We start from the raw sequence: 23,905 nt of genomic DNA, 5'->3' as shown, positions 1-23,905 counted from the left end.
ATCTCCGTGACCTGCGCCGCTTAGTTCCGCAGCGGCTTGCCGGTGGCGAGGGTGTGGGCGATGCGCTCCTGCGTCTCCTTCGTGCCGAGCAGGCGAAGGAAGGCGTCGCGTTCGAGATCGAGCAGGTCCTGCTCGGTGACGTCGCGCGGCGGTCCGTCGCCGCCGGCGAGGATGACCGCCACCTCGTGGCCGATGCGGAGATCGTGGTCCGAGGCCTGGCCGGCTTCCTTGAAGCTCCAGAGCGCGTAGTCGAGGTTTGCGACGGCCGCGCGGCCCATCGACGTCATCCGACGCGGCTGCGGCGGCACGTAGTCTGCGGCGAGATCGAGCACGCGCGCCTTGGCGTCGGCAAGGAGCACGTCGCGGTTCATCGTGATGCGGTCAGCCACCGGACGCAGGAAGCCCATCGCGCGCGCTTCGTGCGCGCTGGTGCTGGTCTGCGCGAGCGCGATGAGCTTGAACGCACGCTTGAGACCTTCGAACGGATCGGCCTCGTCGTATGGCGACAGCGCGTTCGTGAAGCGGAAGGCGAGCTCCTTGGTCCCGCCACCACCGGGAATCAAGCCGACGCCAACTTCCACCAAGCCCATATACAGCTCAGCGTGCGCCTGGATGCGGTCGCAGTGCAGCGAGATCTCACAGCCACCGCCGAGCGTGAGCCCGAAGGGTGCCGCCACGACCGGGAACGGCGCGAAGCGGAACGACATCACCGTGTCTTGGAAGCGCTTGGTGATGGCTTCGAGCGACTTCCAGTCGCCCTTCTCGAGTAGCGCGCGCGGTGCGGCGAGGTTGGCGCCGGCCGTGAACGTGCGCGGATCGTCGTTGCCGATCACCAGCCCTTGCATTCCGGTCTTGTCCACGTGCTCCAGCGATGCGGCGACCATCTCCATCACGCCGACGCCGAGCGTGTTCATCTTGCCGCAGAACTCCAGACAGGCGACGCCGTCGCCGAGATCGACCAAACGCGCCTCGGCGTTCTCCTTGATGACGCGGCCGGCGCGTCGCAGGTCGGCCAGGGCGATTTGGCCCGGCACCGCCGGCACTGCGATGCGCGAGTCGGAGTCGAGTGCAGGAATGGTCGCGGTGCTGCCGGCTTCTTCGTAAAAGCGCTCTCCGGCGCGCGCGAGCAGCGGCGGTACGGTGAGGCTGCGGGACTGCATCTCGCCGCGCAACCAGTCCAACCCGAAGGCGTCCATCGCGCGGAAGGGTCCGAGCTCCCAGCCGTAGCCCCACTCCATCGCACGGTCCACCGCGGCGAGGTTGTACGCGAGGTTCGGCGCGAGTGTGCAAGCGTAGTGGCACTGCGCCACGAGCAGGTCGCGGAGGAAGGCACCATCGGCGCCGCCGAGATCCCGCGCGGCGCGCAGGCGCTCGGCGAGCGGCAGCTTCATCGCCGCGTCGATCTCAGGCGTGGAGTACCGTCCGAGGTTCTCGTACTCGAGCGTCTTCCAGTTGAGCGCGAGGATGTCCTTCTTGTCCTTCTTATAGAAGCCCTGCTTGGTCTTGTCGCCCAGGCGGCCTTGCTTCACCAACTCGTGCACGAAGGGCACGAGGGCGAGGTCCTCGCCGGTAGTCTGCGAGAGGCCGGCGGTCACGTGCACGAGCACGTCGAGGCCGGAGAGGTCGCCGGTGCGGAAGGTGGCCGTCTTGGCACGGCCGATGAGCGCGCCGGTGAGTGTGTCCACCGCGGGGATGCTGAGGTCGTGCTGCAGCATCAAGCGACCGGCCACGACCATCCCGTGCACGCCGAGTCGGTTGGCGACGAAACCGGGCACGTCCTTGGCCAGCACGATGCCCTTGCCGAGGATGCGCTCCTGGAAGTGGCGGATGGCATTGAGCGCCGCAGGCACCGTCTCATCCGTCGGGATGAGTTCGAGCAGGTGCATATACCGCGGCGGATTGAAGTAGTGCGTCCCGAGGAATCGCTCGCGGAAGCGCGCCGAGCGGCCCTCGAGCAGGATGGACATCGGAATGCCCGAGGTGTTCGACGTGACGATGGCGTCCGGCGCGATGCGCTCGAGCTTGGCGAAGAGCTCCTGCTTGGGCGCGGGCTTCTCGATGATGGCCTCGCAGATCCAATCGCAGTGCGCGAGGCGGTCGAGGTGGTCGGCGGTGTTGCCGACGGTGATGAGGGCGGCGGCCTTGGCGTCCATAAACGCGGCGGGCTTGGCCTTGCGAGCGCGCTCGAGCCCGTCGCGGGCTGGCTTCGAGCGGTCTGGATGCGCTGGGTCGTCGCGGCCCGGGATGTCGAGCAGGACGACGGGAACGCCGGCCGAGGCCGCGAGGGCGGCGATGCCGGCTCCCATTGCGCCGGCGCCGATGACGCCGACCGAGGTGATCCGCATTGCGACTCCGAATCGAAAATGTGATGCGGGGGGAGGGGTGGCCTCCGCGGCCGTCGCAGGGCTCGGGCCGTCTTGGAATGTAGCGTCCGTCACTGGCTGGCGGTGCCGCGCAACCCTACCTTGGGCAGGTGATCAAGTACCTGGGCTCAAAGCGGCGGCTGGTGCCGCGGATCGTCGCGCTGGCGCAGGCGATTCCGGGGGCGCGCCGCGCACTGGATCTGTTCACGGGCACGACGCGGGTGGCCCAAGGCCTCAAGCGCGCCGGCCTGCACGTCACCGCCAACGACCTCGCCAGCTATAGCGAGGTCCTGGCGCAGGCGTACATCCAGGCCGACGCCCGGACGCTGCGGCACGATGCCCTCGCGGCGATGCTGGAGGAGCTGAACGCGCTGCCCGGCGTCCGCGGCTACTTCACGCGCACGTTCTGCGAAGACGCCCGTTATGTGCAGCCGGCCAACGGGATGCGCGTGGATGCCATCCGTACACGCATCGAGACGATTACCGACGACGCCACCGAACGCGCCGTCCTGCTCACGGCGCTGCTCGAGGCCACCGACCGCGTGGATTCCACTACCGGTCTGCAGATGGCCTATCTCAAGGAATGGTCCGCGCGCAGCCATCGTCCGTTGCGACTGCGGATGCCGAACCTGCTACCCGGCGCCGGTGTGGCATTGCGCAGGGATGCCACGCAAGCGGTGCGCGGCGGGCGCTACGACGTGGCCTATCTCGACCCGCCGTACAATCAGCACTCGTACTATCGCAACTATCACGTGTGGGAGACGTTGGTGCGCGGCGACGCGCCGCCGACGTACGGCATCGCCAACAAGCGCGAGGACTGCCGCCGCACGCGCAGTGCATTCAACCTGCGCGGCGAGGCCGCCGCGGCGCTCCAGGCGGTCATCGACGGCGTCGAGGCGCGGCACGTGATCCTCTCGTTCTCCGACGAAGGCTTCCATCCGCTGCCTGGCATTCACGCGATGCTCTCGGCGCGCTTCGGCGACGTGGCGGGCCTGCCCGTGCCCTCCAAGCGCTACGTCGGCGCGAAGATCGGGATCTTCTCGCGCAGCGGTGAGCTGGTCGGCGCGCCGGGCCATCTCACGAACACGGAATGGCTGTTCGTCGCCGGCCCGGACGCCGAGGGCATCGTGGCAGCAGCGGCTGAGCAGCCGCTGGCGGAGGTGGCCTAGTGGCAACGCTCGCCCCGATGCAGTCGGCCTTCCGCGCCGAGGAGTGGTTTCCGGTTTACGATGCGCTGCTGCAGGGGCTGGTCCACGCCTGCAACAACCGCGTCGCGGCGCTCGCCGGACTCGTGCAACTCCACGAGGCCGGTCTCTCGACGCCGGAGGAGGGAATGGCGCAGTTGGGCGCCGAGGTGGATCGGCTCCGGGAGTTGATGGCGCAGTACCGCTTGCTCTCCGGCACACGGAGCGCGCGGCGCGATCCCGCGCGACTCGGCGAGGCGGTGCAGCAGGCGGCCACCCTGCTCGGCTACCACCTCGAGGCGCGGCATCTGCGGCTCGAGATTGCCGCCGAGAACGGCCACGTGGAGCCGGTGCTGCTGTTCCACGGCGACGCGCTGCGGTTCGCGGTGATGGCGCTGCTTGCCGTCAGGAGCGCGGTGGGGCGCGGTGCCGTGCGCGCCGAGGTTGCGCGGGTCGGGGGCGACTCCGCCTTGACCGTAACCTGTGCGGGTGCAGTCAAGGACGTGCGGGAAAGCCGTGAGTACCAAGCGCTCGTGGCCGCGGTTGAACGCGAGCGCGGTGCGGTGACGGTCGCAGCGACAAACGGTGGGGCACTGCAGTTGACGCTGGCGCTGCCTGGGCTCACAGGATGACGGGGAGGAGGTACCGTGCCGCCGTGCTCCGGGCCGCGAGATGCACTCCTACGCCACGATGGGGTCCCGCAGGCGACGCTTGAGCTCGCGCAGTGCGCGCGTGCGAATCCGGCTCGCCCCGGATTCCGTGACGCCGAGTTGCGGGGCGATTTCCTTGAGCGTGCGGCCCTCAAAGAAAGAGAGCAGCAGCACTTCCAGCGAGTTGCGGTCAAGCGAGTGCAGCGCATCCCGGATGCGCTCGCGCTCGCGCTCGCGGTCGAGTTCGAGGTCGATATCAAACTCCGCCGTGGGCGTGCGGTCGCGTCGGGCGGGCGTCTCTTCGGTGGTGGCGTCCATTGGGGCGTCGAGGCTGATGTGGGATCCGAGGCGCACTTCCTGTTCCCAGGCGTGCAGGTCGGAAGGGTCCACACCGAGCGCCGCAGCGAGCTCAGCGGCGGACGGGTGCCGGTGCAGTGACTGTGCAAGGCGGTCGCGCACGCGGTCAAGGCGCCGTGCGCGCTCGCGCGCGGTACGCGAGAGGGGATCGACGCGACGGAGCTCGTCGAGCATCGCACCGCGCACGCGTGCGGCGGCGTAGGTGCTGAACGCCAAACCACGCGCCGCCTCGAAGGACTCGGCGGCGTGGAGCAAGCCGATCATTCCGGCGCTCACCAGTTCGTCGAGCTCAGCTTCGTCAGCGAGTGTGCTGTGCAGGCGACGGGCGAGATAGTGCACGAGCCCGATATGGCGCTGCACCAGTTCGTCGCGGGTCAGTGTCATTGAAACCCCGAGAGGTGTGCAAACCCTCTGATGGGAGTTCAGGAATCGTGCCGACACACGATCGACGCTAATGTGTTGTTATGCCTTGTGTTACGCAGAAAACTCCACGACGGACACGCGGCAAGAATCGCCGAGCGGCAGGAATTGCCGACTACGGGTTCGGCGTGTTGAGCCGCGAGCGCAGCGTTCGCAGCGAGATTCCGAGCAGTTCCGCAGCGTGGGTGCGGTTGCCGCCGGTGCGCGCGAGGGCCGTCTCGATGAGCCGTCGCTCGGCCTCGGCCACGTTCAGCGTGTGCAGCACGACGGCGCCTTCGTCGGCGGCGGTGCGCACGGGTGTGATCGACGTGGAACGGCCGGTGCCGGTAAAGGCGCGCAGCGAGAGCGTGGTCTCGCGCGAGAGCACCACCGCTCGCTCGACTAGGTGCTGGAGTTCGCGCACGTTGCCCGGCCACGATTGCTGGCGCAACCAGTCCATCGCATCGGGGGCGATGCCTCGCACGTCCTTCTTGTACTCCTCCGCTGCCCGCATCGCGAAGCGCATCGCCAGCAGCGGAATGTCGCCCGCGCGCTCGCGCAGCGGCGGGATGACAATCGGCACGACGGCGAGCCGGAAGTACAGGTCCTGGCGGAAGCGTCCCTCTGCGGCATCGACGGCCAACTCGCGATTCGACGTCGCGATGATGCGGACGTCGACCTTCATCGGCGTCTCGCCGCCGACGCGCTCGAACTCCCCTTCCTGGATGACGCGCAGCAACTTGGCCTGCAGGTCGAGGCGCATCTCGCCGATCTCGTCGAGCAGCAGCGTGCCGCGGTGCGCGCGCTCGAATGCGCCCTCCGTGCGCTTGATGGCGCCGGTGAACGCGCCCTTCTCGTGACCGAAGAGCGCGCTCTCGATCAAGCCCTCGGGAATTGCCGCGCAGTTGATCTTGATGAACGGCTGGTTGCGGCGGTCGCTCTGCTCGTGGATGGCGCGCGCGAACAGCTCCTTGCCGGTGCCGCTTTCGCCGAGTAGCAGGACGCTGGCGCGGGTGGGGGCCGCCATCGCGACCTCGGCCAGCGCCTTCTGGATGGCCGGCGAATCGCCGAGGATCTGTTGCTGCTGCCGCAGCGCCGTGACTTCGTCGCGCAGGGCGGCGTTCTCGCGCTTGAGCCGCTGTACCGTGAGCGCCTGCTCCACCGCGATCTCCAGCTGCGCGATGTCCACGGGCTTCGTGATGTAGTCGAGGGCACCGGCCTTGATCGCGGTGACGGCGTGCTCGATGGTCGCGTAGCCCGTGAGCATAATCAGCGGGATGTCGTAGCCCTCGGACTTCATCAAGTCGAGCAGGTCCAGCCCGGTGAGGCCGGGCATCTGGTGATCGGAGATCACCAAGTCGACGCTCTCGCGGGCGAGCACCTGCAGGGCCTCGTGCACGGAGCTTGCGCCGACGGCGTGGTGTCCCACCTGGCCGATCATATGCCCGAGCAGCTGACCGACTGCGGGCTCGTCGTCGACGTAGAGGATGGTGGCCATACCGGGGACGAAGGTAACTTCGCGGGATGCCACCTCGCCACGCGAAGGCCATCGCCCACCTCACGGCCGCAGACCCGGTGCTTGGGCGCTGGATTGCCGAAGCCGGCCCCTGCTCCCTCAGCCGCGAGCGCAGCGGGACCCATTTCGGGGCGCTGGCGCGTTCCATCATCTACCAGCAGCTCAGCGGCAAGGCGGCCGCGACGATTCACGGCCGGTTCTGTGCGTTGTTCGACGACGAAGAGCCCGACCCGCGCGTGACGCTCAAGCTGCCGCTGCCCAAGTTGCGGGCGGTGGGCTTGTCGGAACGCAAGGCCGAGTACCTGCGCGGCCTCGCCGAGGACGTGCACCGCGACCGCCTGCCGCTGGCGCGCATCGAGTCGATGCCAGACGACGAGGTCATCGCGGCGTTGACGCAGGTGCGCGGCATCGGGGAATGGACCGCGCAGATGTTCTTGATGTTCCGGCTCGGGCGTCCCGACGTCCTGCCTACGTTGGACCTTGGCGTGCAGACCGCGATCCGGCGGCTGTACGGATTGCGCAAACATCCTGCGCCCCGCCGCGTCGCGACCATCGGTGCGAAGTGGGCGCCTTATCGAACGGTGGCGTCGTGGTACCTGTGGAGAGTGGTGGACGATCCGCCGCAGTGAGCGGCGACCTGCGGGGAACGCTGGTGCAACTGCGCTCCGAGATGCCGGTGAGCGCGGAGGCGCTGTTCGCGTGGCACGAGCGCCCCGGCGCCTTCGAGCGCCTCACGCCGGGCTTTATGCCGGCGCAGGTGGTCTCGCGCAGCGGCGGCATCACCGACGGCTCGCGCGTCACGCTCCGCGTGCCGGTGGGTCCCGTATCGACGACCTGGGAGATAGAGCACGTCGGCTACGTGGTGGGACGCGAGTTCCGCGACGTGCAGCGCCGCGGGCCGTTCGCGCACTGGGAGCACATCCACCGGATGGAGCCGCTGGCCGACGGCCAGAGCGTGCTCGACGACTGCATCACCTATACCTTGCCGTTGCCGCCGTTCGGCGACGTGATGGCGGGATGGTTCACGCGTGAGCGGCTCGCTCGGCTACTCCGCTGGCGGCACGCACTCACGCGACTCGACCTCGAGCGTCACGCGGCGTTCGCGTCACGCGGCCCGCTGCGCATCGCGATCACCGGGGCCAGCGGATTCCTCGGGGGCGCGTTGGCGGCTTTCTTCTCCACGGGCGGGCATCGCGTCGTGCGTGTCGGGCGCGGCGCCGAGAGCGACCTGCGCTGGGATCCTGCGCGCGGAACCATCGACGCCGCGGCGCTTGAGGGCTGCGATGCGGTGATTCACCTTGCCGGCGCGTCCGTGGCCGAGCGCTGGACCACGGAGCAGCGTCGTGCCATCCGCGGGAGCCGCGTGCAGTCCACGCAGCTCATTGCCAAGTCCATCGCCGGTCTCTCGCGCAAACCCGCTGTGCTGCTAAGCGGCAGCGCGGTGGGCATCTACGGCAGCCGTGGCGACGAGCCGCTCGACGAATCCTCCACGCTCGGCGACGACTTCCTCGCCGACGTGGGCCGGGAGTGGGAGGGCGCGACGGCGGCCGCGGCCGATGCGGGCGTGCGCGTCGCGCACCTGCGTACGGGCATCGTGCTCAACCCCGGCGGTGGCGCGTTGGCCAAGATGGTCACGCCGTTCCTGGCTGGTGTGGGTGGTCCGCTCGGCAACGGACGGCAGTGGATGAGCTGGATCAGCCGCGAGGACTGGATCGGCGCCGTGCAGCACGCGCTGTTCACCGAGTCTGTGCGGGGTGCGGTGAACCTCGTGGGACCGGAGCCGGTGACCGCGGCGACGTTCGCGGCGACGTTGGCGCGCGTGCTGGGCCGGCCCAACCTGTTGCCCGTGCCGGCGCTGGCCCTCACGACGCTGTTCGGTGAGATGGCGCGCGGGACGATTCTCGCGAGCCAGCGGGCGTTGCCGCGTGCGCTCGAGGGAAGCGGGTTCCGGTTCGCGCATCCGTCCCTGGCGACGGCGCTGCGGTTTGAGCTGGGGCTGATGTAAAGACGGATGACGGAGGACGGAAGCTGACTACACGGACTCCCGTCCGATGCGCTTCAGCCACTCCGTGTGTTCCTTCTCGCCCCAGTGGGCGATGCCGATGAAGTAGCCGTCGGGGTCTCGAAGATGGACCTCGCCGCTGGGGCCGTGGTCCGGGTATTCGATCTCACCGACCTCGAGCCCGGCAGCGATCAGGCGCTCACGGTACGGCGGCAGGTCGTCGGCGTACATATAGAACAGCACGCCCTGCTTCTCGACGTCCGGCGGGCATTCGGCGCGCAGCAGCATCAGGGCGCCGCCCTGGCAGTGCATCCGCGCCCAGCCCAACGGTTCGCAGCGGTCCGTGTCGATCAGCTCGAAGCCGAGCGTCTCGTAGAAGCGGATCGAGCGCGCGAGGTCCATCGCGTGCAGCATCGGAGTGAACCAGCCGGCGGAGGCCATTGCAAGAAGCTGTGCGGGGCGAGTTGCGGTGTCCAGCGGCGGCAAGTCCGCTTGAGCGCCGAGCGCCGGCGCGCGCGAACCTCCCCGTGCCGTCGCGGATAGATTACGTCGATGCCGATCGTGCCCTTTGATTCCCTCCCCGACGACGCCCGCTGCTGGATCTTTGCGGCGCGCGCGCCGCTCGATGACGTGGACGAGCCGCGCCTGATGGGCGCCGTGGACCGCTTTCTCAAGCAGTGGAAGGCGCACGGCGCCCCGCTGACCTGCGGTCGGACGTTCCGCGACGAGCACTTCTTGATCGTGGCGGTGGACGAAGCCGCGTCCGATGCCTCGGGCTGTTCCATCGACGGCCTCTTCCGCACGCTGCAGGAGATCGAGGACGGCATCGGCACGTCGATGGTCGGCGGCGGCAACGTGTACTTCCGCGACGAGGGCGGGCTCGTGCACTGCCTGCCGCTGCCGGAGTTCGAGCAGCTGGCCGCGCAGGGTGAGGTCACGCCTGCGACGACGGTCTTCGATACCACCGTCACGACGCTCGCGGCGTACCGCGAGCGCTTCGAAGGACCGGCCGGCAGCAGCTGGCACCGCCAGCTCTTCGCGTAGCGGCCTCGCGGGCCGCGTCAGGCGCGCAGGTAGTCCGCCTGCCAGTCGGTCACGGCACGCTTGATGTCGCGCGGCCGCGCGAACTCGCCGGCCAAGGTGCGCTCGACCAGTCCGGGAAGCTCGGCGTCGCCGGCGAAGCGCAGCGCAATCAGCTGACGCGTGTTGAGCGCGCGGCTCTTGGCCAGCAGCTCGCTGGGGAGCAGTTCCTTCAGCCGCAGCCGCATCTCGAGGCGAATGAGTCGGTTTTGTACCGTCAGGGCCATCAGGCGCGCCGAGATCACGGCGGCCCAGATGCCCACGGCCCAGAGCGCCTGCAGCAGCGATGCCGTGGAGGGCGTGCGAAACGCCAGCACGAGGGCGTACACCATATAGAGCCCCGTCAGCGGCGAGGCGACGAAGTGGTACAGCGGCTGCCAGCGAGCGTGGTTGGCGAAGGACTGCGACTGGGTGGCCATAAAGTGGTCGAAGGGGAGTCGGACGAGGTCCAGCAAGAATAACGCGGGAACCGTAGCCGCGGTTCTTGCCTACATTGAGTGATGCCTACGCCCAAGCTCCCCTCCAGCGAGATCACCCCGGAAGCCTGGTATCTCGACCGCCGCAAGTTCCTCGTGGCCGCCGGCGTGGCGGGTGCGGGGCTGGCCGGTGCCGCGTCGCTGCGCGCGGCGACCCAGGGCCAGCAGGCACCCGAGGCGCGCGGCACGCCGTACGGCCTGCAGCCGAACGACGCGCCGACGCCCTACGCCGACGTCACCGGCTACAACAACTTCTACGAGTTCGGGACCGGCAAGGAGGACCCCGCGAAGAACGCGCGGAACTTCCGCTCGCGTCCCTGGACGGTGAAGGTCGACGGCCTCTGCGACCGACCCGGCGATTACGCGCTCGAGGACTTCCTGCGCCCCTCGGCGGTGGAGGACCGCATCTACCGGATGCGCTGCGTCGAGGCCTGGAGTATGGTGATCCCCTGGCGCGGCATCCCGCTCAAGGACGTGATCGACCGCGCGCAGCCGCGGGCGTCGGCCAAGTTCGTGGAGTTCACGACGCTGCTCGATCCGGCGCGGATGCCGGGGCAGCGCTTCCCGATCCTCGACTGGCCGTACAAGGAAGGCCTGCGCCTCGACGAAGCGCGGCATCCCCTCACGCTGCTCGCCACCGGCGTCTACGGCCGCGACCTGCCCAACCAGAACGGCGCGCCGCTGCGCCTCGTGGTGCCGTGGAAGTACGGCTTCAAGGGCATCAAGAGCATCGTGCGGATGCGCTTCGTGGAGCAGATGCCGGTGTCGTCGTGGACGCAGTCGGCGCCCCACGAGTACGGCTTCTACGCCAACGTGAATCCGCAGGTGGATCACCCGCGCTGGAGCCAGGCGACCGAGCGGCGCATCGGCGAGTTCCGCCGCCGTCCGACGCTGCCGTTCAACGGCTACGCCGACGACGTCGCGTCGCTCTATTCGGGGATGGACCTCCGCCGGAACTACTGAGTGCGCGCGCTCGGTGGCATCGAACGTGCGCCGCGGGGGTTCGGGCCGCTGCTGGTCGTCGCGGCCGCGCTGCCGGCGCTGTGGTTCGCCTGGGCGCTCTATTCCGACTTCGCGCGCGGTACGCGCCATCTGGGCACCGATCCCATCAAGGCCGCCGAGCACGCCTACGGGCTGTGGACCTTGCGCCTGCTGCTGCTGACGCTGGCCGTCACGCCGTTGCGGCGCCTCACCGGTTGGAACTGGCTCGCGAAGCACCGGCGCACGCTCGGGCTCTATGCCTTCGCCTACGGCGTGCTGCACCTGCTGGTCTGGGCCATCATCGACGTGCAGGTGATCATCGACGACCTCGTCGGCTGGGACGAGGTGATGACGGATCTCTTCAAACGGCCGTTCATCACCATCGGGATGCTCGCGCTGCTGCTGATGCTTCCGCTGGCGCTGACGAGCACGCAGGAAATGATCCGCCGGCTCGGGCGCCGCTGGCAGTCGCTGCATCGCCTCGTGTACGTCGTGGCCGTCCTCGGCTTGGTGCACTTCTGGATGGCGGTGAAGCTCGATTGGCGCGAGCCCGCAGTGTACGCGGCGATCCTCGCGTTGTTACTGGGCTGGCGCCTCGTGGCGCGCCGCCGCGCCGCCACGACTGCGTAGATTGACGGGGTGAACCCCCCGAAACGCAGCGATCGCTACGATGCTTGGGCCGTCGCGGCCCCCGGCCTGGAACCGTTGGTGGAGGCCGAGTTGCGCGCGCTCGGCTTTGCCGACGCCGCGGCGAGCACCGGCGGCGTGCGCTTTGACTGCGATGCGGCCGGTCTCGCGCGCGCCAACCTGCACTCGCGCATCGCCAGCCGCGTCGTTGTGCGCCTGGCGCAGTTCAAGGCGCTGGCCTTCCACGAACTCGAACGCGCGGCGCGACGCGTGGAGTGGGCGCGGATGCTCGCGCCGAGTGCGCCCTTTCAGCTGCGCGTCACCGCGCGCAAGTCGCGCCTGTACCACTCCGACGCCATCGCACAGCGCGTGGCAGATGCCATCGCGCGTGCGGTATCAGGGGCGGTGTCGGTGGACGCGCCGGACCACGACGACATCCTCGAGCAATCCTCGGCGTCGCTTGGCGTGCCCTTTGATGCCACCGCGGCGCAGCTCTTCGTCGTGCGCTTCGACCGCGACCGCTGCACCATCAGCGCCGATGCGTCAGGCGAGCTGCTGCACCGCCGCGGGTATCGCCAGGCGGTCGCGAAGGCGCCGATGCGCGAGACGCTGGCGGCCGCGGTGCTCGCCGCCGCGCGCTACGACGAGACGCAGCCGCTGGTGGATCCCTTCTGCGGCTCGGGGACGCTGCTCATCGAGGCGGCGCTGATGGCGCGTCGCATCGCGCCCGGGCTCGCGCGGGACTTTGCCGCCGAGCGCTGGCCCGAGATGCGCCGTGAACACTGGACGGCGGTGCGCACGGAGGCGCAGGCGCAGGTGCGCCCCAGCGCGCCGGCGGCGATAATCGGCAGTGACCGCGACAGCGGTGCCATCGAGGCGGCGCGCGCCAATGCGCAGCGCGCCGGCGTGCTCGCGGACCTCGAACTCGCGCAGCGTCCGCTCTCGGCGCTGCAACTGCCGGCGGGTCCGGGATTGCTCGCGACGAACCCGCCCTACGGCATCCGCGTGAGCGAACGCGCGCCGCTGCGCGACCTCTATGCGCGGCTCGGGCAGGTGATGCGCGAGCAGGGCGCGGGATGGCGCGTGGCGATGCTGTCGGCGGACCGCGCGCTCGAGGGCCACAGCGGACTGCGGTTCACCGAGCGGGTGCGCACGAGTAACGGGGGGATACCCGTGCGCGTGGTGGAGGCGTCGGTCACGGCCGACGTCTCGCGGAATCGCTAGAACTCGAAGCCGAAGGCCAAGTTCAGGTGGCGGTTCGGGTAGTCGCTGGCGTCGTAGCGCGTGCGCACCGTGCGGTACTCGAAGCCGATGATGACCGGGCCGGCGGGCCGCCATTGCAGGTGCGCGGCTTGCGTCACGTTCTGTAGCCGGACGCCGGGCCCGGTTAGCTGGGCATCGTCGGGATCGTCTAGCCCGTAACCAGCACCGACGGTGAGACGCGGCGACACGCGATAGTTCAGTTGGGCCCACCCGCCGACAGTCTTGAGCGGCGCGATGCTGTCACTCGCGAAGTTCTTGCCGATGCCGCCGCCGCCGAGCCCGGCCAGCGCCTGGCCGTAGAACGCTTCGCCGCGCAGCTCGAGCCGCAACGGGAGCGGCAGCAGGAAGTCCAGCGTGGCGGCCGAGCTGGTTTGGGCAGTCCGCGCGGTGTCGAGCAGCTGGCCGTAGTGCAGGCCAAGCCCAACCTCGCCACGACGGCTCGGCGCGCCCCAGGAGTAATGCCCGCGCAGCTGCAGCGCGGGCGCATTGCTCCGCTCGGCGGCGTCAAAGCCGGTGACGAACGGGTCGAAGGGATCGCCGCTGGTGGGTGCGAGCACGGCGCCTTGAATGCCGAAGCGCCGATCCCCGCCGGTGTGCACGCCGAAACGCACCTGCGGGATCCAGAGCCAGAGGTTGCCGGAGTAGGAGAAGTTCGGTGCGCCGACCGCCGCCAGGCTGAGGGGATTGAGTCCCGCGACCAGCGGCTGTTCCTGTCCGATCATCAGCTGCGCACGCGGCCATTCAACGATGGCACGGGCCGTGCGGATGCGCATCAACGGGAACGTGCGTCCGCCGGGGCTGGGCATCTGCCCGCCGAAGAAGTCCACGTCGATGTCCCCGTGGAAGCTGCCGCCCCACACGTCGTCGGCGACGACCGACGCCGAGATGACCGTCTGCCGCACTGACATCCCCATCCCGCCCTTGAGCGAGCCGTCCGGCACCTGCTGGCGGTACATCGGTACGTCGCTGTTGTTGGTCTCCTTGCTGTTCTGGAAGACGTTCATCTGGACGCGCCCGCCGATCGAGGCGCGCACCCGCGACTGTGTCTGCACGCCGGCTTCGGCCACGGAGGCGATCTGCGCGCGGAGCATCTGGAGCAGCTCCTCGGCGTCCTCGAGGCGCAGTTGCAGGGAGTCCACCCGGCGCTGCTCGGGCGTCTGGCCCGCCAGCGGCCGCGCGTCGAGGGCGAGTGCGGAAACGAGGAGCAGGCCCCAGATTGTGACCTGTGTGCTTGACCCTGGCTTTGGCATCGGGGTACCCTTGGCGAGACGGTCTTGTAACGGGGAGCGAAGGTGCTGAAGGCAAACTACTGGAAACTGGCAGGTGTCGCAGTGGCGGCGGTGACGGCCATCACCGTCCCCGCGCGATTGACTGCGCAGGCGACCGTCGGCGGCCGCGTCACCATCACCGAGCGGCCCGGCGAGCAGAGCAGCGATCTCGTGAACACCGTGATCTATCTCGTGCCCAAGTCCGGGGCGAGTCCGCGGCTCACGCGTGCCGATGCCAGCATCGCGATGAACGAGCGTACGTTCATCCCGCGCGTGCGCGTGGTGACGCCGGGAAGCAAAGTGGCGTTCCCCAACCAGGATCCGTTCCGCCACAACATCTTCTCCACGACGCGGGGCGCGGTCTTCGACCTCGGCCTGTACCCGTCCGGCCAGTCGCGGGACGCGACGTTCCGCCGCGAGGGTGTGTACCCGGTCCATTGCAACATCCACCCGCGGATGACCTCGTACGTCGTCGTGGTCGGGACCCCGTGGCACACGCTCGCCGGTGCCGACGGTCGCTGGAGCATCGCTGGCGTGCCGGCCGGCGAATACACGCTGCACGTGTGGCACGAGCGCGCGGCGGCGTTCGAGCGCGACCTGACCGTCAGCGGCACGGCGGTGACGGCCGATGCCACAATCGACGCGCGTGGCTTCCGTTTCGTGCAGCACCAGAACAAGTTCGGGCAGGAGTACGACCGCAGCGGCCGCGACCGCTACTAGGTCGCCCACCCTCCAGCCCGCTCCCGTGGCGTCACGCGGTCTTTCGCTCCGCCTCAAGATCTTCCTCGGCACCTCGCTCGTGGTGGTGCTCGTGCTCGCCGCGACGCTGGCGATCACGGCGCGCTCGGCCACGCGCGCGGCATCCGACGCGATGACGCGCGTGATCACGTCGGCGCGCGAGGCGGTGGACGCGCAGATCGAGGGGCGGGTGGAGGCGTTGCGGGGCCGCGTCGAGGTGTTCGGCGCCAACCCCGCGCTGCGCGGCATCGTGCAATCGCGCGACTTCGGCACGGCGCTGGACCAGACCATCGTGGCCGTGGACCAGACCGGCGCCGACTGGGCCCAACTCGTGGACGGCGAAGGCGTGCGCCTCGCCAAGAGCGATGCGCCGCAGGCCCCCGAGATCTCGCTGGCCGGCTCGCCGGCCATCCGCGGTGCGCTCGAGGGCGAGAGCGTCACCGCCTTCGGCATCAGCGACGACACGCTGCTGGCGCAGATCGTGGTCGTGCCGATCGCCGACCGCGCGGTGTATGGCGCGCTGATGGCGGCGCAGTACCTCTCGCGCGATTTCGCCGCCGCGGTCAAGAGCGCTGCCTTCGACCAGATCGAGGTCGTGTTCTACGCGCTCGACGAGCAGGATGCGCCGCACGTGAACGGCAGCACGCTCGCCGCCGGCGCGCTGACGCCGACGCTGCTCCAGGAACTGCACGGCATCGCGCAGGACTCGGTCGCCGCCGAGACGCGCACCCTGCGCGTCGGCGACCGGGAGTACGGCGCCATCGGCAGCACGCTGCGCTCGGCCGGGGGGTTCCCGCTCGGCGGCTACGTGGTGCTGCGCGACCGGGCCGTGGACTTCGCGGCGTTCCGGAGCCTGGAGCGCACCATCCTGCTCTCGGGGGCGCTGGGAATCCTCGTGGCGGCGTTGTTCTCGCTCCTCGTGGCACGCTGGGTCGCAGGGCCGGTCTCGAAGCTGGCCGGCGCCGCGCTGCGGGCTTCCGACGGCGACTATCAGGCGGACATCACCGCCAACTCGCGCGACGAGATCGGCGCGCTGGCCGGCGCGTTCCGCCGCCTGCTCGCCGACCTGCGCGAGAAGCAGGAGTTGGTGGAGTTCCTCTCCCGCGCCGACGACGCCAAGACGGTGCAGCTCGCCACGTCGGCGATGACGGGCACCTCCGCGCAGCGCGTCGCGGCCGCCGGGCTCGCACCGGGCAGCACCTTCGCGGGACGCTACGAGGTCAAGGAGATCCTCGGCCAAGGCGGGATGGGCACCGTGTTCAAGGCCGTGGACCGCGAGCTCGGCGAGGTCATCGCCATCAAGACGCTCAAGCAGGATTTTCTCGCGCAGGACCCCTCGGCGCTCGAGCGCTTCAAGAGCGAGATCCGCCTCGCGCGGAAGATCTCGCACCGCAACGTGGTGCGCACGCACGACCTCGGCGAGCGCGACGGCGTGTACTACATCACGATGGAGTACGTGGAGGGCACCTCGCTCAAGCAGCTCATTCGCGCACGCGGGCGTTTGCCGATTCCGGTGGCGCTCAGCGTGGGCAAGCAACTCGCCCGCGCGTTGGATGTCGCGCACGAGCAGGGCATCATCCACCGCGACATCAAGCCGCAGAACATGGTGGTGGAGCCCGACGGCGTGCTGAAGGTGATGGACTTCGGCATCGCGCGGCTGGCGACGCGGCCGCAGGAGAGCGGCGTGACGCAGGCGGGTGCCATCGTCGGGACGCCGGAGTATATGGCGCCCGAGCAGGTCACCGGTGACGCGGTGGATCACCGGATCGACATCTACGCCGCCGGCGCCGTGCTGTACGAATGCGTGACCGGCCGCACCCCGCTCACCGCCGAGACGCCGTACCAGATGATCGCCAGGCTCTTGGAGGACTCGCCGGAATCGCCCAAGGCGCTGAACGCCGAGCTCCCGGACGCGTTCGATGCACTGATCCTCCAGATGCTGGCCAAGCAGGCGGCCCTGCGCCCGCAGACGGCGCTCGAGGTCCACGACCGCCTGGCGGAAATCGGCTAGGGACCGAGGCCCGGCGCGGGAGGAATTCCCTGCGCCAATCATTAGATTTCGGCTATGGCTCAGGACCCGTCCCCCATCGCCAGCGTCTTCAACGACGCCTACGCCGCCGAGCAGTTTGAGCGGTACCGCAAAGACCCTGCCTCGGTCGAAGAATCGTGGCGCCAGTTCTTCCGTTTCGCCGAGGAGGCGATGGGCCGCGGCCCAGTCTCCGGTGGCGGCGGAGCCGACTACGCACGCATCGTCGCCGGTGCCGCGCGCTACACCTCCTCGATCCGCGCCTACGGCCACCTCGCCGTACAGCTCGATCCGCTCGGGACGCCGCCGCCCGGTGCGCAGGAGCTGACGCCGGAGTTCCACGGCATCACCGAAGCCGAGCTGGAGCAGGTGTCGGGCGCGTCGCTGGGCTGGCCGCATCTCGCGACCGCCAAGGACGTGGCCGAGCGCCTCAAGAAGCGCTACACGCGCAACCTCGCGGTGGAAGTCGGCCACCTCGGCTCCGATGAGGAGCGGATGTGGTTCCGCCAGCTCTTCACCCAGGAGAAGCTCACGCGTCCGCTCACGGCGGACGAGAAGCAGCAGGTGCTGCGTCGCCTCACCGAGGTGGACGGGCTCGAGCGCTTTCTGGGCCGCACCTTCGTCGGCTACAAGCGTTTCTCGATCGAAGGCACCGATGCCCTCGTGCCGATGCTCGACACGGCGATCGCCGAGAGCGCATCGCACGGCGCCGAGCACGTGGCCATCTCGATGGCGCACCGCGGCCGCATCAATGTGCTCGCGCACGTGATGGGCAAGCCGCTACCGCTGATCTTCGGCGAGTTCCAGGGCGAGCACAGCCACCTCGTCGGCGCGTCGACCGGCGACGTGAAGTACCACCTCGGCTTCGAGAACGAGCGAGACGTCGGCGGCAAGCGCGTGGCGCTCTCGCTGATGCCGAACCCCAGCCACCTGGAGATCGTGAATCCGGTGCTGCAGGGCGCGGCGCGGGCGCTGCAGCGCGATGCGCAGGATCGCAGCCAGCGCGATGAATCGAAGGTGGTGCCGGTGTGCATCCACGGCGACGCGGCCTTTCCCGGCGAAGGCATCGTGCCGGAGACGTTCAACCTCTCGCGGCTGCGTGCGTTCCGTGTCGGGGGCACGCTGCACATCATCGTCAACAACCAGATCGGCTTCACGACGGACCCCATCGACTCGCGATCGACGCGCTACGCGTCGGACATCGCGAAGGGCTTCGAGATGCCGATCATCCACGTGAACGCCGACGACGCCGAGGCCTGCGTCATCGCGATGCGCATTGCGGTGGCCTACCGCGCGCGCTTCAAGAAGGACTTCCTCGTGGACCTCGTCGGCTACCGCCGCTGGGGCCATAACGAGGGCGACGAGCCGACGTACACGCAGCCGCAGCTGTACGAGAAGGTGAAGGCGCAGCCGACGCCGCGGCAGGTGTTCGGCAAGCGGCTCGTGGGCGAAGGGCTCGTCACCGATGCGCAGGTGGACGCCGTCGACAAGGAAGTGGCCGCGCTGTTCCAGGCGGCGTATGAGAAGTCGAAGGCGCCGGCGGGCGGGCACGAGCAGCCGCCTACCGAGCCGGCGACCACCAGCGTGCCCACCGCGGTGCCGGCCGACGCGCTGCGCAGCTGGAACACGGCGCTGCTGAGCTACCCGAGCGACTTCACGCCGCACCCGCGGCTCGCCAAGCAGCTCGAGCGTCGGCGCGAGGCGTTGGACGGCGAGCCGTCCATCGACTGGGGCCACGCCGAGCAGCTGGCCTTCGCCAGCATCCTCGCGGACGGCACGCACATCCGGATGAGCGGCCAGGACGTGGAGCGCGGGACCTTCTCGCACCGCCACGCCGTGCTCAACGACGCCAGCGGCCGGAAGTTCGTGCCGCTCTCCGCGCTGCCAGGTGCCAAGGGCAAGATCGAGATCTACAACTCCGCCCTGTCCGAGATGGCGGTGCTTGGCTTCGAGTACGGCTTCAGCGTCGCCGCCACGGACACGCTGACGCTCTGGGAGGCGCAGTTCGGCGACTTCGCCAACGTCGCGCAGCCCGTCATCGACCAGTTCATCGCGTCGGACCGCGCGAAGTGGGCGCAGGACTCCGGACTCGTGCTGCTGTTGCCGCACGGCTACGAAGGGCAGGGTCCGGAACATTCCAGCGCCCGCCTCGAGCGCTTCCTGCAGCTCTGCGCCGAGGGCAACCTGCGCGTCGCGTACCCGAGCTCGCCGGCGCAGTACTTCCACATCCTGCGGCGGCAGGCCAAGCTCGCGCGGCGGCCGCTGGTGCTGATGCAGCCCAAGTCGCTGCTGCGCCTCGCACAGGCGTCGAGCAGCATCAAGGACCTGTCGGAAGGAAGCTTCCGCCCCGTGATCGACGATCCGAAGGGCGCCGAGAAGCGCGAGGACGTGAAGCGGCTGGTGTTCTGCACCGGCAAGGTCTACTACGACCTGCTCGCGGCGGGCGTTCCCGAGCGCGTGGCGGTGGTGCGCGTCGAGGAACTGTATCCCTGGCCGCACGATGAGGTCGCACGCATCGTCGACCTCTACCCGAACATCGACGAAGTCGCGTGGGTGCAGGAGGAGCCGAAGAATATGGGCGCGTGGACGTTCGTGGCGCCGCGCCTGCGCGTGTCCACCGGCAATGCGCTGGTGATCCGCTACTACGGCCGTCCGGAGCGGGCGAGCCCGGCGGAGGGCTATCCGTCGACGCACGCGGAAGAGCAGAAGCGGATCATCACCGAGGCGCTGTCGGCGACGGTGCGGCACACGGGCGCCCGCCGCGTGACGGCGATGGCGATGAAGACGCCGTGAGGCTGGCGCGGTGGCGCGCCGGCCTCTGGGCCGGCGTCCTGTGCACGATGCTCAGCGCGCCGCGCCTTGCCTTCGGGCAGGAGCGCGGCGCGGCCGCGTTGGACCAGCTGCTGCGCGGCATCACCGTTACCGGGCGCGTGCTGATGGTCGCAGCGCATCCGGATGACGAGGACACGAACCTGCTGGCGGCGCTGGTGCGCGGGCACCAGGTGCACGCGGCGTATCTCTCGCTGACGCGCGGTGACGGTGGGCAGAACCTCATCGGCAACGAGCTGGGCGAGGCGCTGGGCACCATCCGCACCGAAGAGTTGCTGACGGCGCGCCGGGTGGATGGCGCCACGCAATACTTCACGCGCGCCTACGACTTCGGCTTCTCCAAGCACGCGGAGGAGACCTTCACGCAGTGGGACCGCGAGGCCATCCTCGGCGATGTCGTGCGGGTGATCCGCGCCTTCAAGCCGCACGTGATGGTCGCGGTGTTCAGCGGCACGCGCGCCGACGGGCACGGACACCACGAGGCGAGCGGGCTGTTGGCGCGCGAGGCCTTCGCGGCGGCGATGGATACCATCCGGTTCCCGGTGGCGACGCACGGCCGGCCGTGGACGCCGGCCAAGTTCTACCACGGCGTGCGCGGCCGCGCCGCGCCGCTGACCATCGAGGCGGGGCGCTACGACCCGGTGCTCGGGCGCTCGCCGGCGGAGATCGCGGGCGAGAGCCGCTCGCAGCACCGCTCGCAGGGCTTCGGGGCGGTGCAGCGGCGCGGGGCCGTGCAGACGCGCCTGCTGCGCGAGCAGACGCGCGTGAATGCCGACACGCCGCCCGAGGCGGAGCAGTCGCTCTTCGACGGGCTCGACACCTCGTTCGTGCGCTTGGCGCGGCTCGCCGGCGCGCGCGGCTCGGCGCTGGTCGGCGTGCCGTCGCGGCTCGACTCGCTGCAGCGTGTGCTCGACCTGCGGCGTCCGGGTGACATCGTGCCGGGGCTGGCGCGCGTGGTGACGACACTCGAGTACGTGCGCACGGCGGTGCCGCGCTGCCAGCTCGTTCCCGTAACGCGCTACACCGGCATCAGCGGTCCGCCGGTGCTCTGCGACGACGAGACGACGGAGCTCGACGCCGCCGTCGAAGGCAGCCTGCAACGCGCGAGGGCGGCGCTCGCGGCGGCTAGCGGCGTCTTGATCGAGGCCACCGCGCAGCAGGAGCTGGTCGCCTTTGGCGATTCGCTGCCGGTGCGCATCAACGTGTACAACCGCGGCATCCATCCGGTGGAGCTCCGCACGATCGAGACGCACGGCCTGCGGACGTTGCCGCTCGGCGGGACGGTGACGATTGCGCCGGGCGCAGACACGACGATCAACGCCTGGGCGCTCGGCCTCGTGGACAGCCGCCCCTGGTGGGTGGGCACGCGCGGCGGCACGGCGATGTTCCGCGATATGCAGTCACCGGCCGACGGACTCGCGCGCGTCTCGGCAGGTGTGCGGCAGGAACTCATCCCGAGCGTCAGCGTGGCGGAGGGCAGCCGTCGCGTCACCGACCTCAAGGTCGGCGTGATGATCGCCGGCTATGGTGCGACGCTCGACGCGGGCGAGGTGGTGTACCGCTTTGCCGATCCGGTGCTCGGCGAGCAGAACCGACCGGTGGGCGGCGTGCCGCCCATCACCATCGCGCTGGACCGTACGCTGGAGTACGTGCGCGCCGACACGGAGCTCGACCGGCGCCTGCGGGTGACGCTGCGCTCGTTCACCACGCGGCCGCGCACGCTGCGCTTTCGTACCTTGGTGCCGCCGGGGCTGCGCGTGAGCGGCTTGCCGGATTCAGTGGTCCTCGCGCCGGGCGCGACGCAGGAGATCTACCTCACCCTCGTCGGCCGCCTGCGCGAGGGCCGGCACGACTTCGGCGTCGCGGCCGAGAGCGAGGGCACGCTGTACGTGGAAGGGTTCTCGACGATCGAGTATCCGCACATCCGCCCGCAGCGCCTGTATCGGCAGTCGGCGGCCTACCTCTTGGCGGTGCCGGTGCAGGTGCCGCGCGCCCTGCGTGTGGCCTACGTGCGCGGCGTGTCCGACGCGGTGGCGCCGGTGCTGCAGCAGCTGGACATCCCGGTGACGGTGCTCGAGGCGGCGCAACTGCCGCTGTTGGACCTTACCCAGTACTCGACGGTGGTCATCGGGCCGCGGGCCTACGAGACCAGCGTGGAACTGCAGGTGGCCAACCCGCGGTTGTTCGAGTGGGTGCGCGGCGGCGGAACCTTGGTGGTGCAGTACGGCCAGTTCGAGATGGCCCAGCCGGGGATGATGCCGCAGCGAGTGCAGTTCACGCGGCCGGCGGCCCGCGTAACGCGTGAGGATGCGCCGGTACGCATCCTGGATGCGCAGAGCAAGCTGCTGCGCTGGCCCAACCGCATCACCGACGCCGACTGGTCTGACTGGGTGCAGGAGCGCGCCCTCTATATGCCGAGCACGATCCCCGCCGACTACCGCACGCCGATTGCGATGCAGGACCCCGACGAACCCGAGCAGCGTGGGGCCATCCTCGACCTCCCGATGGGCCGCGGGCGCTACGTGTACACGTCGCTCTCACTCTTCCGGCAGTTGCCTGGCGGCGTGCCCGGCGGCGCGCGCCTGATGGTGAACCTGCTCAGCGCCGGCCTGCCGATCGAGCCGTCGCGATGAGCGCGGGCAAGCCGAAGACCCGCGTGGTCATCATCGGGGGTGGTTTCGGCGGCCTCAGCGCGGCGCGTGCGCTGGCCAAACGCCGCGACCTCGAGATCCTGCTGATCGATCGCACCAACCATCACCTGTTCCAGCCGCTGCTCTACCAAGTGGCAACGACGGCGCTGGCGCCCAGCGACATCACCGCGCCGATCCGCTGGATCCTGCGCGACCAGCGCAACGTCACGACATTGCTCGGCACGGTGGAGACGATCGAGCGCCGCAACCGCGCCATCCGCGTGAAGGGCGAGCCTGACCCGATCCACTATGACTACTTGATCGTCGCGCCGGGCACGCGGCATTCGTACTTCGGCAACGACGGATGGGAGCGCTGGGCCCCGGGCCTCAAGAGCGTCGAGGACGCGCGCCGCATCCGCAAGCGCTTCCTGCTGGCCTTCGAGCGCGCCGAGTGGGAGGAGGACGAAGCGGCGCGGCGGGCGTTGCTGACGTTCGCGATCGTTGGCGGCGGTCCGACCGGCGTGGAACTGGCCGGCGTGCTGCCGGAGATGTGCCGCGTGGCGTTCCGGCCGGACTTCCGGCGCATCGACACCTCGCTGGTGCGCGTGCTGCTGCTCGAGGGTGGCCCGCGCATCCTGCCCGCGTTTCCCGAACGGCTCTCCGAACGGGCCGCACGCGACCTCACGAAGCTCGGCGTCGAGGTGCGCGTGAACACCTTGGTCACCGACATCACCGAACAGGGCGTGAGCATCGGTGACGAGTTCATCCCGACGCAGTCGGTGTTCTGGGCCGCGGGCAACGCCGCCTCGCCGTTGGCGAAGGCCCTGGAGGCACCGCTGGATCGCGTGGGCCGCGTGCTGGTGGACCAGTCGCTGTCGCTGCCGGACGATCCGCGTGTGTTCGTGATCGGTGACGCGGCGGCGGTGAAGCAGCCGGACGGACGCTGGGTGCCCGGCGTGGCGCCGGCGGCCAACCAGATGGGCAAGTGGGCGGCGCGGAATGTGCTGCGACACCTCGAGGGGCAGGCGGCCGAGCCGTTCGGCTACTTCAACAAGGGCGACCTCGCGACCATCGGGCGCCACAAGGCGGTGGCGAGCTTCTTCGATGGCAAGCTGCAGTTCCGGGGCTACCTCGCGTGGTTCCTGTGGCTCTTCGTGCACATCGCCTACCTCGTCGGCTTCCGCAATCGCATCAGCGTGCTGCTGCAGTGGGCGTACAACTACATCTTCTTCGAACGCGGGGTGCGGTTGATCACCGAGACCGAGGATGCGTCGATGTCACGGCACCCGGCGACGCAGGGGCGCACCGGGGAGTTCCACGCGCGGGCTGGGTCCTAACTCACCACAGAGGGCACAGAGGACACAGAGAACTGCCACTGCTGCCTAACGCAGAGACGCAGAGTGCGCAGAGAACAGCGACCGCAACGGCAACTGCAATTTCTTGGGGGCTCGAACCGATGCTTCGGCTCGAGCCCCCCAAACAGCAGTTGTAGTTCTCTGCGAACTCTGAGTCTCTG

The 23,905-nt window shown here is 69.6% G+C and carries 19 protein-coding genes; 13 read left to right on the top strand and 6 right to left on the bottom strand.

Annotation, left to right across the window (positions count from 1 at the left end; genetic code table 11):
• Positions 1–20: 20 nt before the first annotated feature.
• Positions 21–2,345 carry a 3-hydroxyacyl-CoA dehydrogenase/enoyl-CoA hydratase family protein gene (locus KF689_12865; protein ID MBX3134266.1) on the bottom strand — a complete coding sequence of 775 codons (2,325 nt, stop codon included), beginning with the start codon at positions 2,343–2,345 and terminating at the stop codon, positions 21–23.
• A 128-nt stretch (positions 2,346–2,473) separates the two neighbouring features.
• Here KF689_12865 and KF689_12860 point away from each other — a divergent pair, with 128 nt between their 5' ends.
• Both KF689_12860 and KF689_12855 read left to right on the top strand, forming a co-directional pair.
• Positions 2,474–3,532 carry a DNA adenine methylase gene (locus KF689_12860; protein ID MBX3134265.1) on the top strand — a complete coding sequence of 353 codons (1,059 nt, stop codon included), beginning with the start codon at positions 2,474–2,476 and terminating at the stop codon, positions 3,530–3,532.
• Entirely contained in the window at positions 3,532–4,179 is a 648-nt protein-coding gene (locus tag KF689_12855) for a hypothetical protein (protein MBX3134264.1), read from the top strand. The genes KF689_12860 and KF689_12855 overlap by 1 nt, the downstream gene beginning before the upstream one ends.
• Before the next feature lie 48 nt (positions 4,180–4,227).
• On the opposite strand, the gene KF689_12850 is transcribed toward KF689_12855, so the two are convergent.
• Entirely contained in the window at positions 4,228–4,938 is a 711-nt protein-coding gene (locus tag KF689_12850; protein ID MBX3134263.1) for a sigma-70 family RNA polymerase sigma factor, read from the bottom strand.
• 151 nt (positions 4,939–5,089) lie between these two features.
• The gene (locus KF689_12845) at positions 5,090–6,451 is read right to left on the bottom strand and encodes a sigma-54-dependent Fis family transcriptional regulator (protein MBX3134262.1); all 1,362 of its coding nucleotides are present in this window, start codon (positions 6,449–6,451) and stop codon (positions 5,090–5,092) included.
• 26 nt (positions 6,452–6,477) lie between these two features.
• Between KF689_12845 and KF689_12840 the strand changes: the two genes are divergently transcribed.
• Positions 6,478–7,098, top strand: coding sequence for a DNA-3-methyladenine glycosylase 2 family protein (locus tag KF689_12840; GenBank protein ID MBX3134261.1), 621 nt, complete (start codon positions 6,478–6,480; stop codon positions 7,096–7,098).
• Complete coding sequence (locus KF689_12835; protein MBX3134260.1) at positions 7,095–8,474, top strand: TIGR01777 family oxidoreductase; 1,380 nt, start codon at positions 7,095–7,097, stop codon at positions 8,472–8,474. Before KF689_12840 ends, KF689_12835 begins: the two co-directional genes overlap by 4 nt.
• Positions 8,475–8,501: 27 nt before the next feature.
• Here the strand turns inward: KF689_12835 and KF689_12830 are convergent, their stop codons facing one another.
• Entirely contained in the window at positions 8,502–8,912 is a 411-nt protein-coding gene (locus KF689_12830; GenBank protein MBX3134259.1) for a VOC family protein, read from the bottom strand.
• A 111-nt stretch (positions 8,913–9,023) separates the two neighbouring features.
• Between KF689_12830 and KF689_12825 the strand changes: the two genes are divergently transcribed.
• Positions 9,024–9,515: a hypothetical protein gene (locus tag KF689_12825; GenBank protein ID MBX3134258.1), complete on the top strand. Its 492-nt coding sequence runs from the start codon at positions 9,024–9,026 to the stop codon at positions 9,513–9,515.
• 17 nt (positions 9,516–9,532) lie between these two features.
• On the opposite strand, the gene KF689_12820 is transcribed toward KF689_12825, so the two are convergent.
• Positions 9,533–10,006, bottom strand: coding sequence for a hypothetical protein (locus KF689_12820; protein ID MBX3134257.1), 474 nt, complete (start codon positions 10,004–10,006; stop codon positions 9,533–9,535).
• Positions 10,007–10,051: 45 nt separating this feature from the next.
• Here KF689_12820 and msrP point away from each other — a divergent pair, with 45 nt between their 5' ends.
• From msrP to KF689_12805, 3 genes are read left to right on the top strand one after another with little or no spacing between them, the layout of a single operon-like run.
• A complete protein-coding gene (msrP, locus tag KF689_12815; GenBank protein MBX3134256.1) occupies positions 10,052–10,990 on the top strand; it encodes a protein-methionine-sulfoxide reductase catalytic subunit MsrP in 939 nt (312 codons plus the stop codon).
• A complete protein-coding gene (locus tag KF689_12810; protein ID MBX3134255.1) occupies positions 10,991–11,638 on the top strand; it encodes a sulfoxide reductase heme-binding subunit YedZ in 648 nt (215 codons plus the stop codon).
• A gap of 9 nt (positions 11,639–11,647) precedes the next feature.
• A complete protein-coding gene (locus KF689_12805; GenBank protein ID MBX3134254.1) occupies positions 11,648–12,859 on the top strand; it encodes a hypothetical protein in 1,212 nt (403 codons plus the stop codon).
• Here KF689_12805 and KF689_12800 read toward each other — a convergent pair.
• Positions 12,856–14,148, bottom strand: coding sequence for a hypothetical protein (locus KF689_12800; protein ID MBX3134253.1), 1,293 nt, complete (start codon positions 14,146–14,148; stop codon positions 12,856–12,858). The two genes, KF689_12805 and KF689_12800, sit on opposite strands and share 4 nt — an antisense overlap.
• Before the next feature lie 42 nt (positions 14,149–14,190).
• On the opposite strand from KF689_12800, the gene KF689_12795 reads away from it, so the two are divergent.
• From KF689_12795 to KF689_12775, 5 genes are read left to right on the top strand one after another with little or no spacing between them, the layout of a single operon-like run.
• A complete protein-coding gene (locus KF689_12795) occupies positions 14,191–14,886 on the top strand; it encodes a hypothetical protein (protein ID MBX3134252.1) in 696 nt (231 codons plus the stop codon).
• Positions 14,887–14,911: 25 nt separating this feature from the next.
• Complete coding sequence (locus tag KF689_12790) at positions 14,912–16,915, top strand: protein kinase (GenBank protein MBX3134251.1); 2,004 nt, start codon at positions 14,912–14,914, stop codon at positions 16,913–16,915.
• Positions 16,916–16,969: 54 nt separating this feature from the next.
• A complete protein-coding gene (locus tag KF689_12785; GenBank protein ID MBX3134250.1) occupies positions 16,970–19,723 on the top strand; it encodes a 2-oxoglutarate dehydrogenase E1 component in 2,754 nt (917 codons plus the stop codon).
• Positions 19,720–22,392 carry a PIG-L family deacetylase gene (locus KF689_12780; GenBank protein ID MBX3134249.1) on the top strand — a complete coding sequence of 891 codons (2,673 nt, stop codon included), beginning with the start codon at positions 19,720–19,722 and terminating at the stop codon, positions 22,390–22,392. The genes KF689_12785 and KF689_12780 overlap by 4 nt, the downstream gene beginning before the upstream one ends.
• Positions 22,389–23,726, top strand: a complete 1,338-nt coding sequence (locus KF689_12775) for an NAD(P)/FAD-dependent oxidoreductase (GenBank protein ID MBX3134248.1) — start codon at positions 22,389–22,391, stop codon at positions 23,724–23,726. Before KF689_12780 ends, KF689_12775 begins: the two co-directional genes overlap by 4 nt.
• The last annotated feature ends 179 nt before the right edge of the window (positions 23,727–23,905 follow it).

The sequence above is a fragment of the Gemmatimonadaceae bacterium genome (genome assembly GCA_019637355.1).
Taxonomy (GTDB): Bacteria; Gemmatimonadota; Gemmatimonadetes; order Gemmatimonadales; family Gemmatimonadaceae; genus Pseudogemmatithrix.
This window is presented reverse-complemented; position numbering and strand designations above follow the sequence as displayed.

Coding starts and splice junctions, on each gene's coding strand:
- KF689_12850 (MBX3134263.1), bottom strand. CDS start 4,938: ATGACACTGACCCGCGACGAACTGGTGCAGCGCCATATCGGGCTCGTG.
- KF689_12785 (MBX3134250.1), top strand. CDS start 16,970: ATGGCTCAGGACCCGTCCCCCATCGCCAGCGTCTTCAACGACGCCTAC.
- msrP (MBX3134256.1), top strand. CDS start 10,052: ATGCCTACGCCCAAGCTCCCCTCCAGCGAGATCACCCCGGAAGCCTGG.
- KF689_12840 (MBX3134261.1), top strand. CDS start 6,478: ATGCCACCTCGCCACGCGAAGGCCATCGCCCACCTCACGGCCGCAGAC.
- KF689_12845 (MBX3134262.1), bottom strand. CDS start 6,451: ATGGCCACCATCCTCTACGTCGACGACGAGCCCGCAGTCGGTCAGCTG.
- KF689_12800 (MBX3134253.1), bottom strand. CDS start 14,148: ATGCCAAAGCCAGGGTCAAGCACACAGGTCACAATCTGGGGCCTGCTC.
- KF689_12775 (MBX3134248.1), top strand. CDS start 22,389: ATGAGCGCGGGCAAGCCGAAGACCCGCGTGGTCATCATCGGGGGTGGT.
- KF689_12825 (MBX3134258.1), top strand. CDS start 9,024: ATGCCGATCGTGCCCTTTGATTCCCTCCCCGACGACGCCCGCTGCTGG.
- KF689_12865 (MBX3134266.1), bottom strand. CDS start 2,345: ATGCGGATCACCTCGGTCGGCGTCATCGGCGCCGGCGCAATGGGAGCC.
- KF689_12830 (MBX3134259.1), bottom strand. CDS start 8,912: ATGGCCTCCGCCGGCTGGTTCACTCCGATGCTGCACGCGATGGACCTC.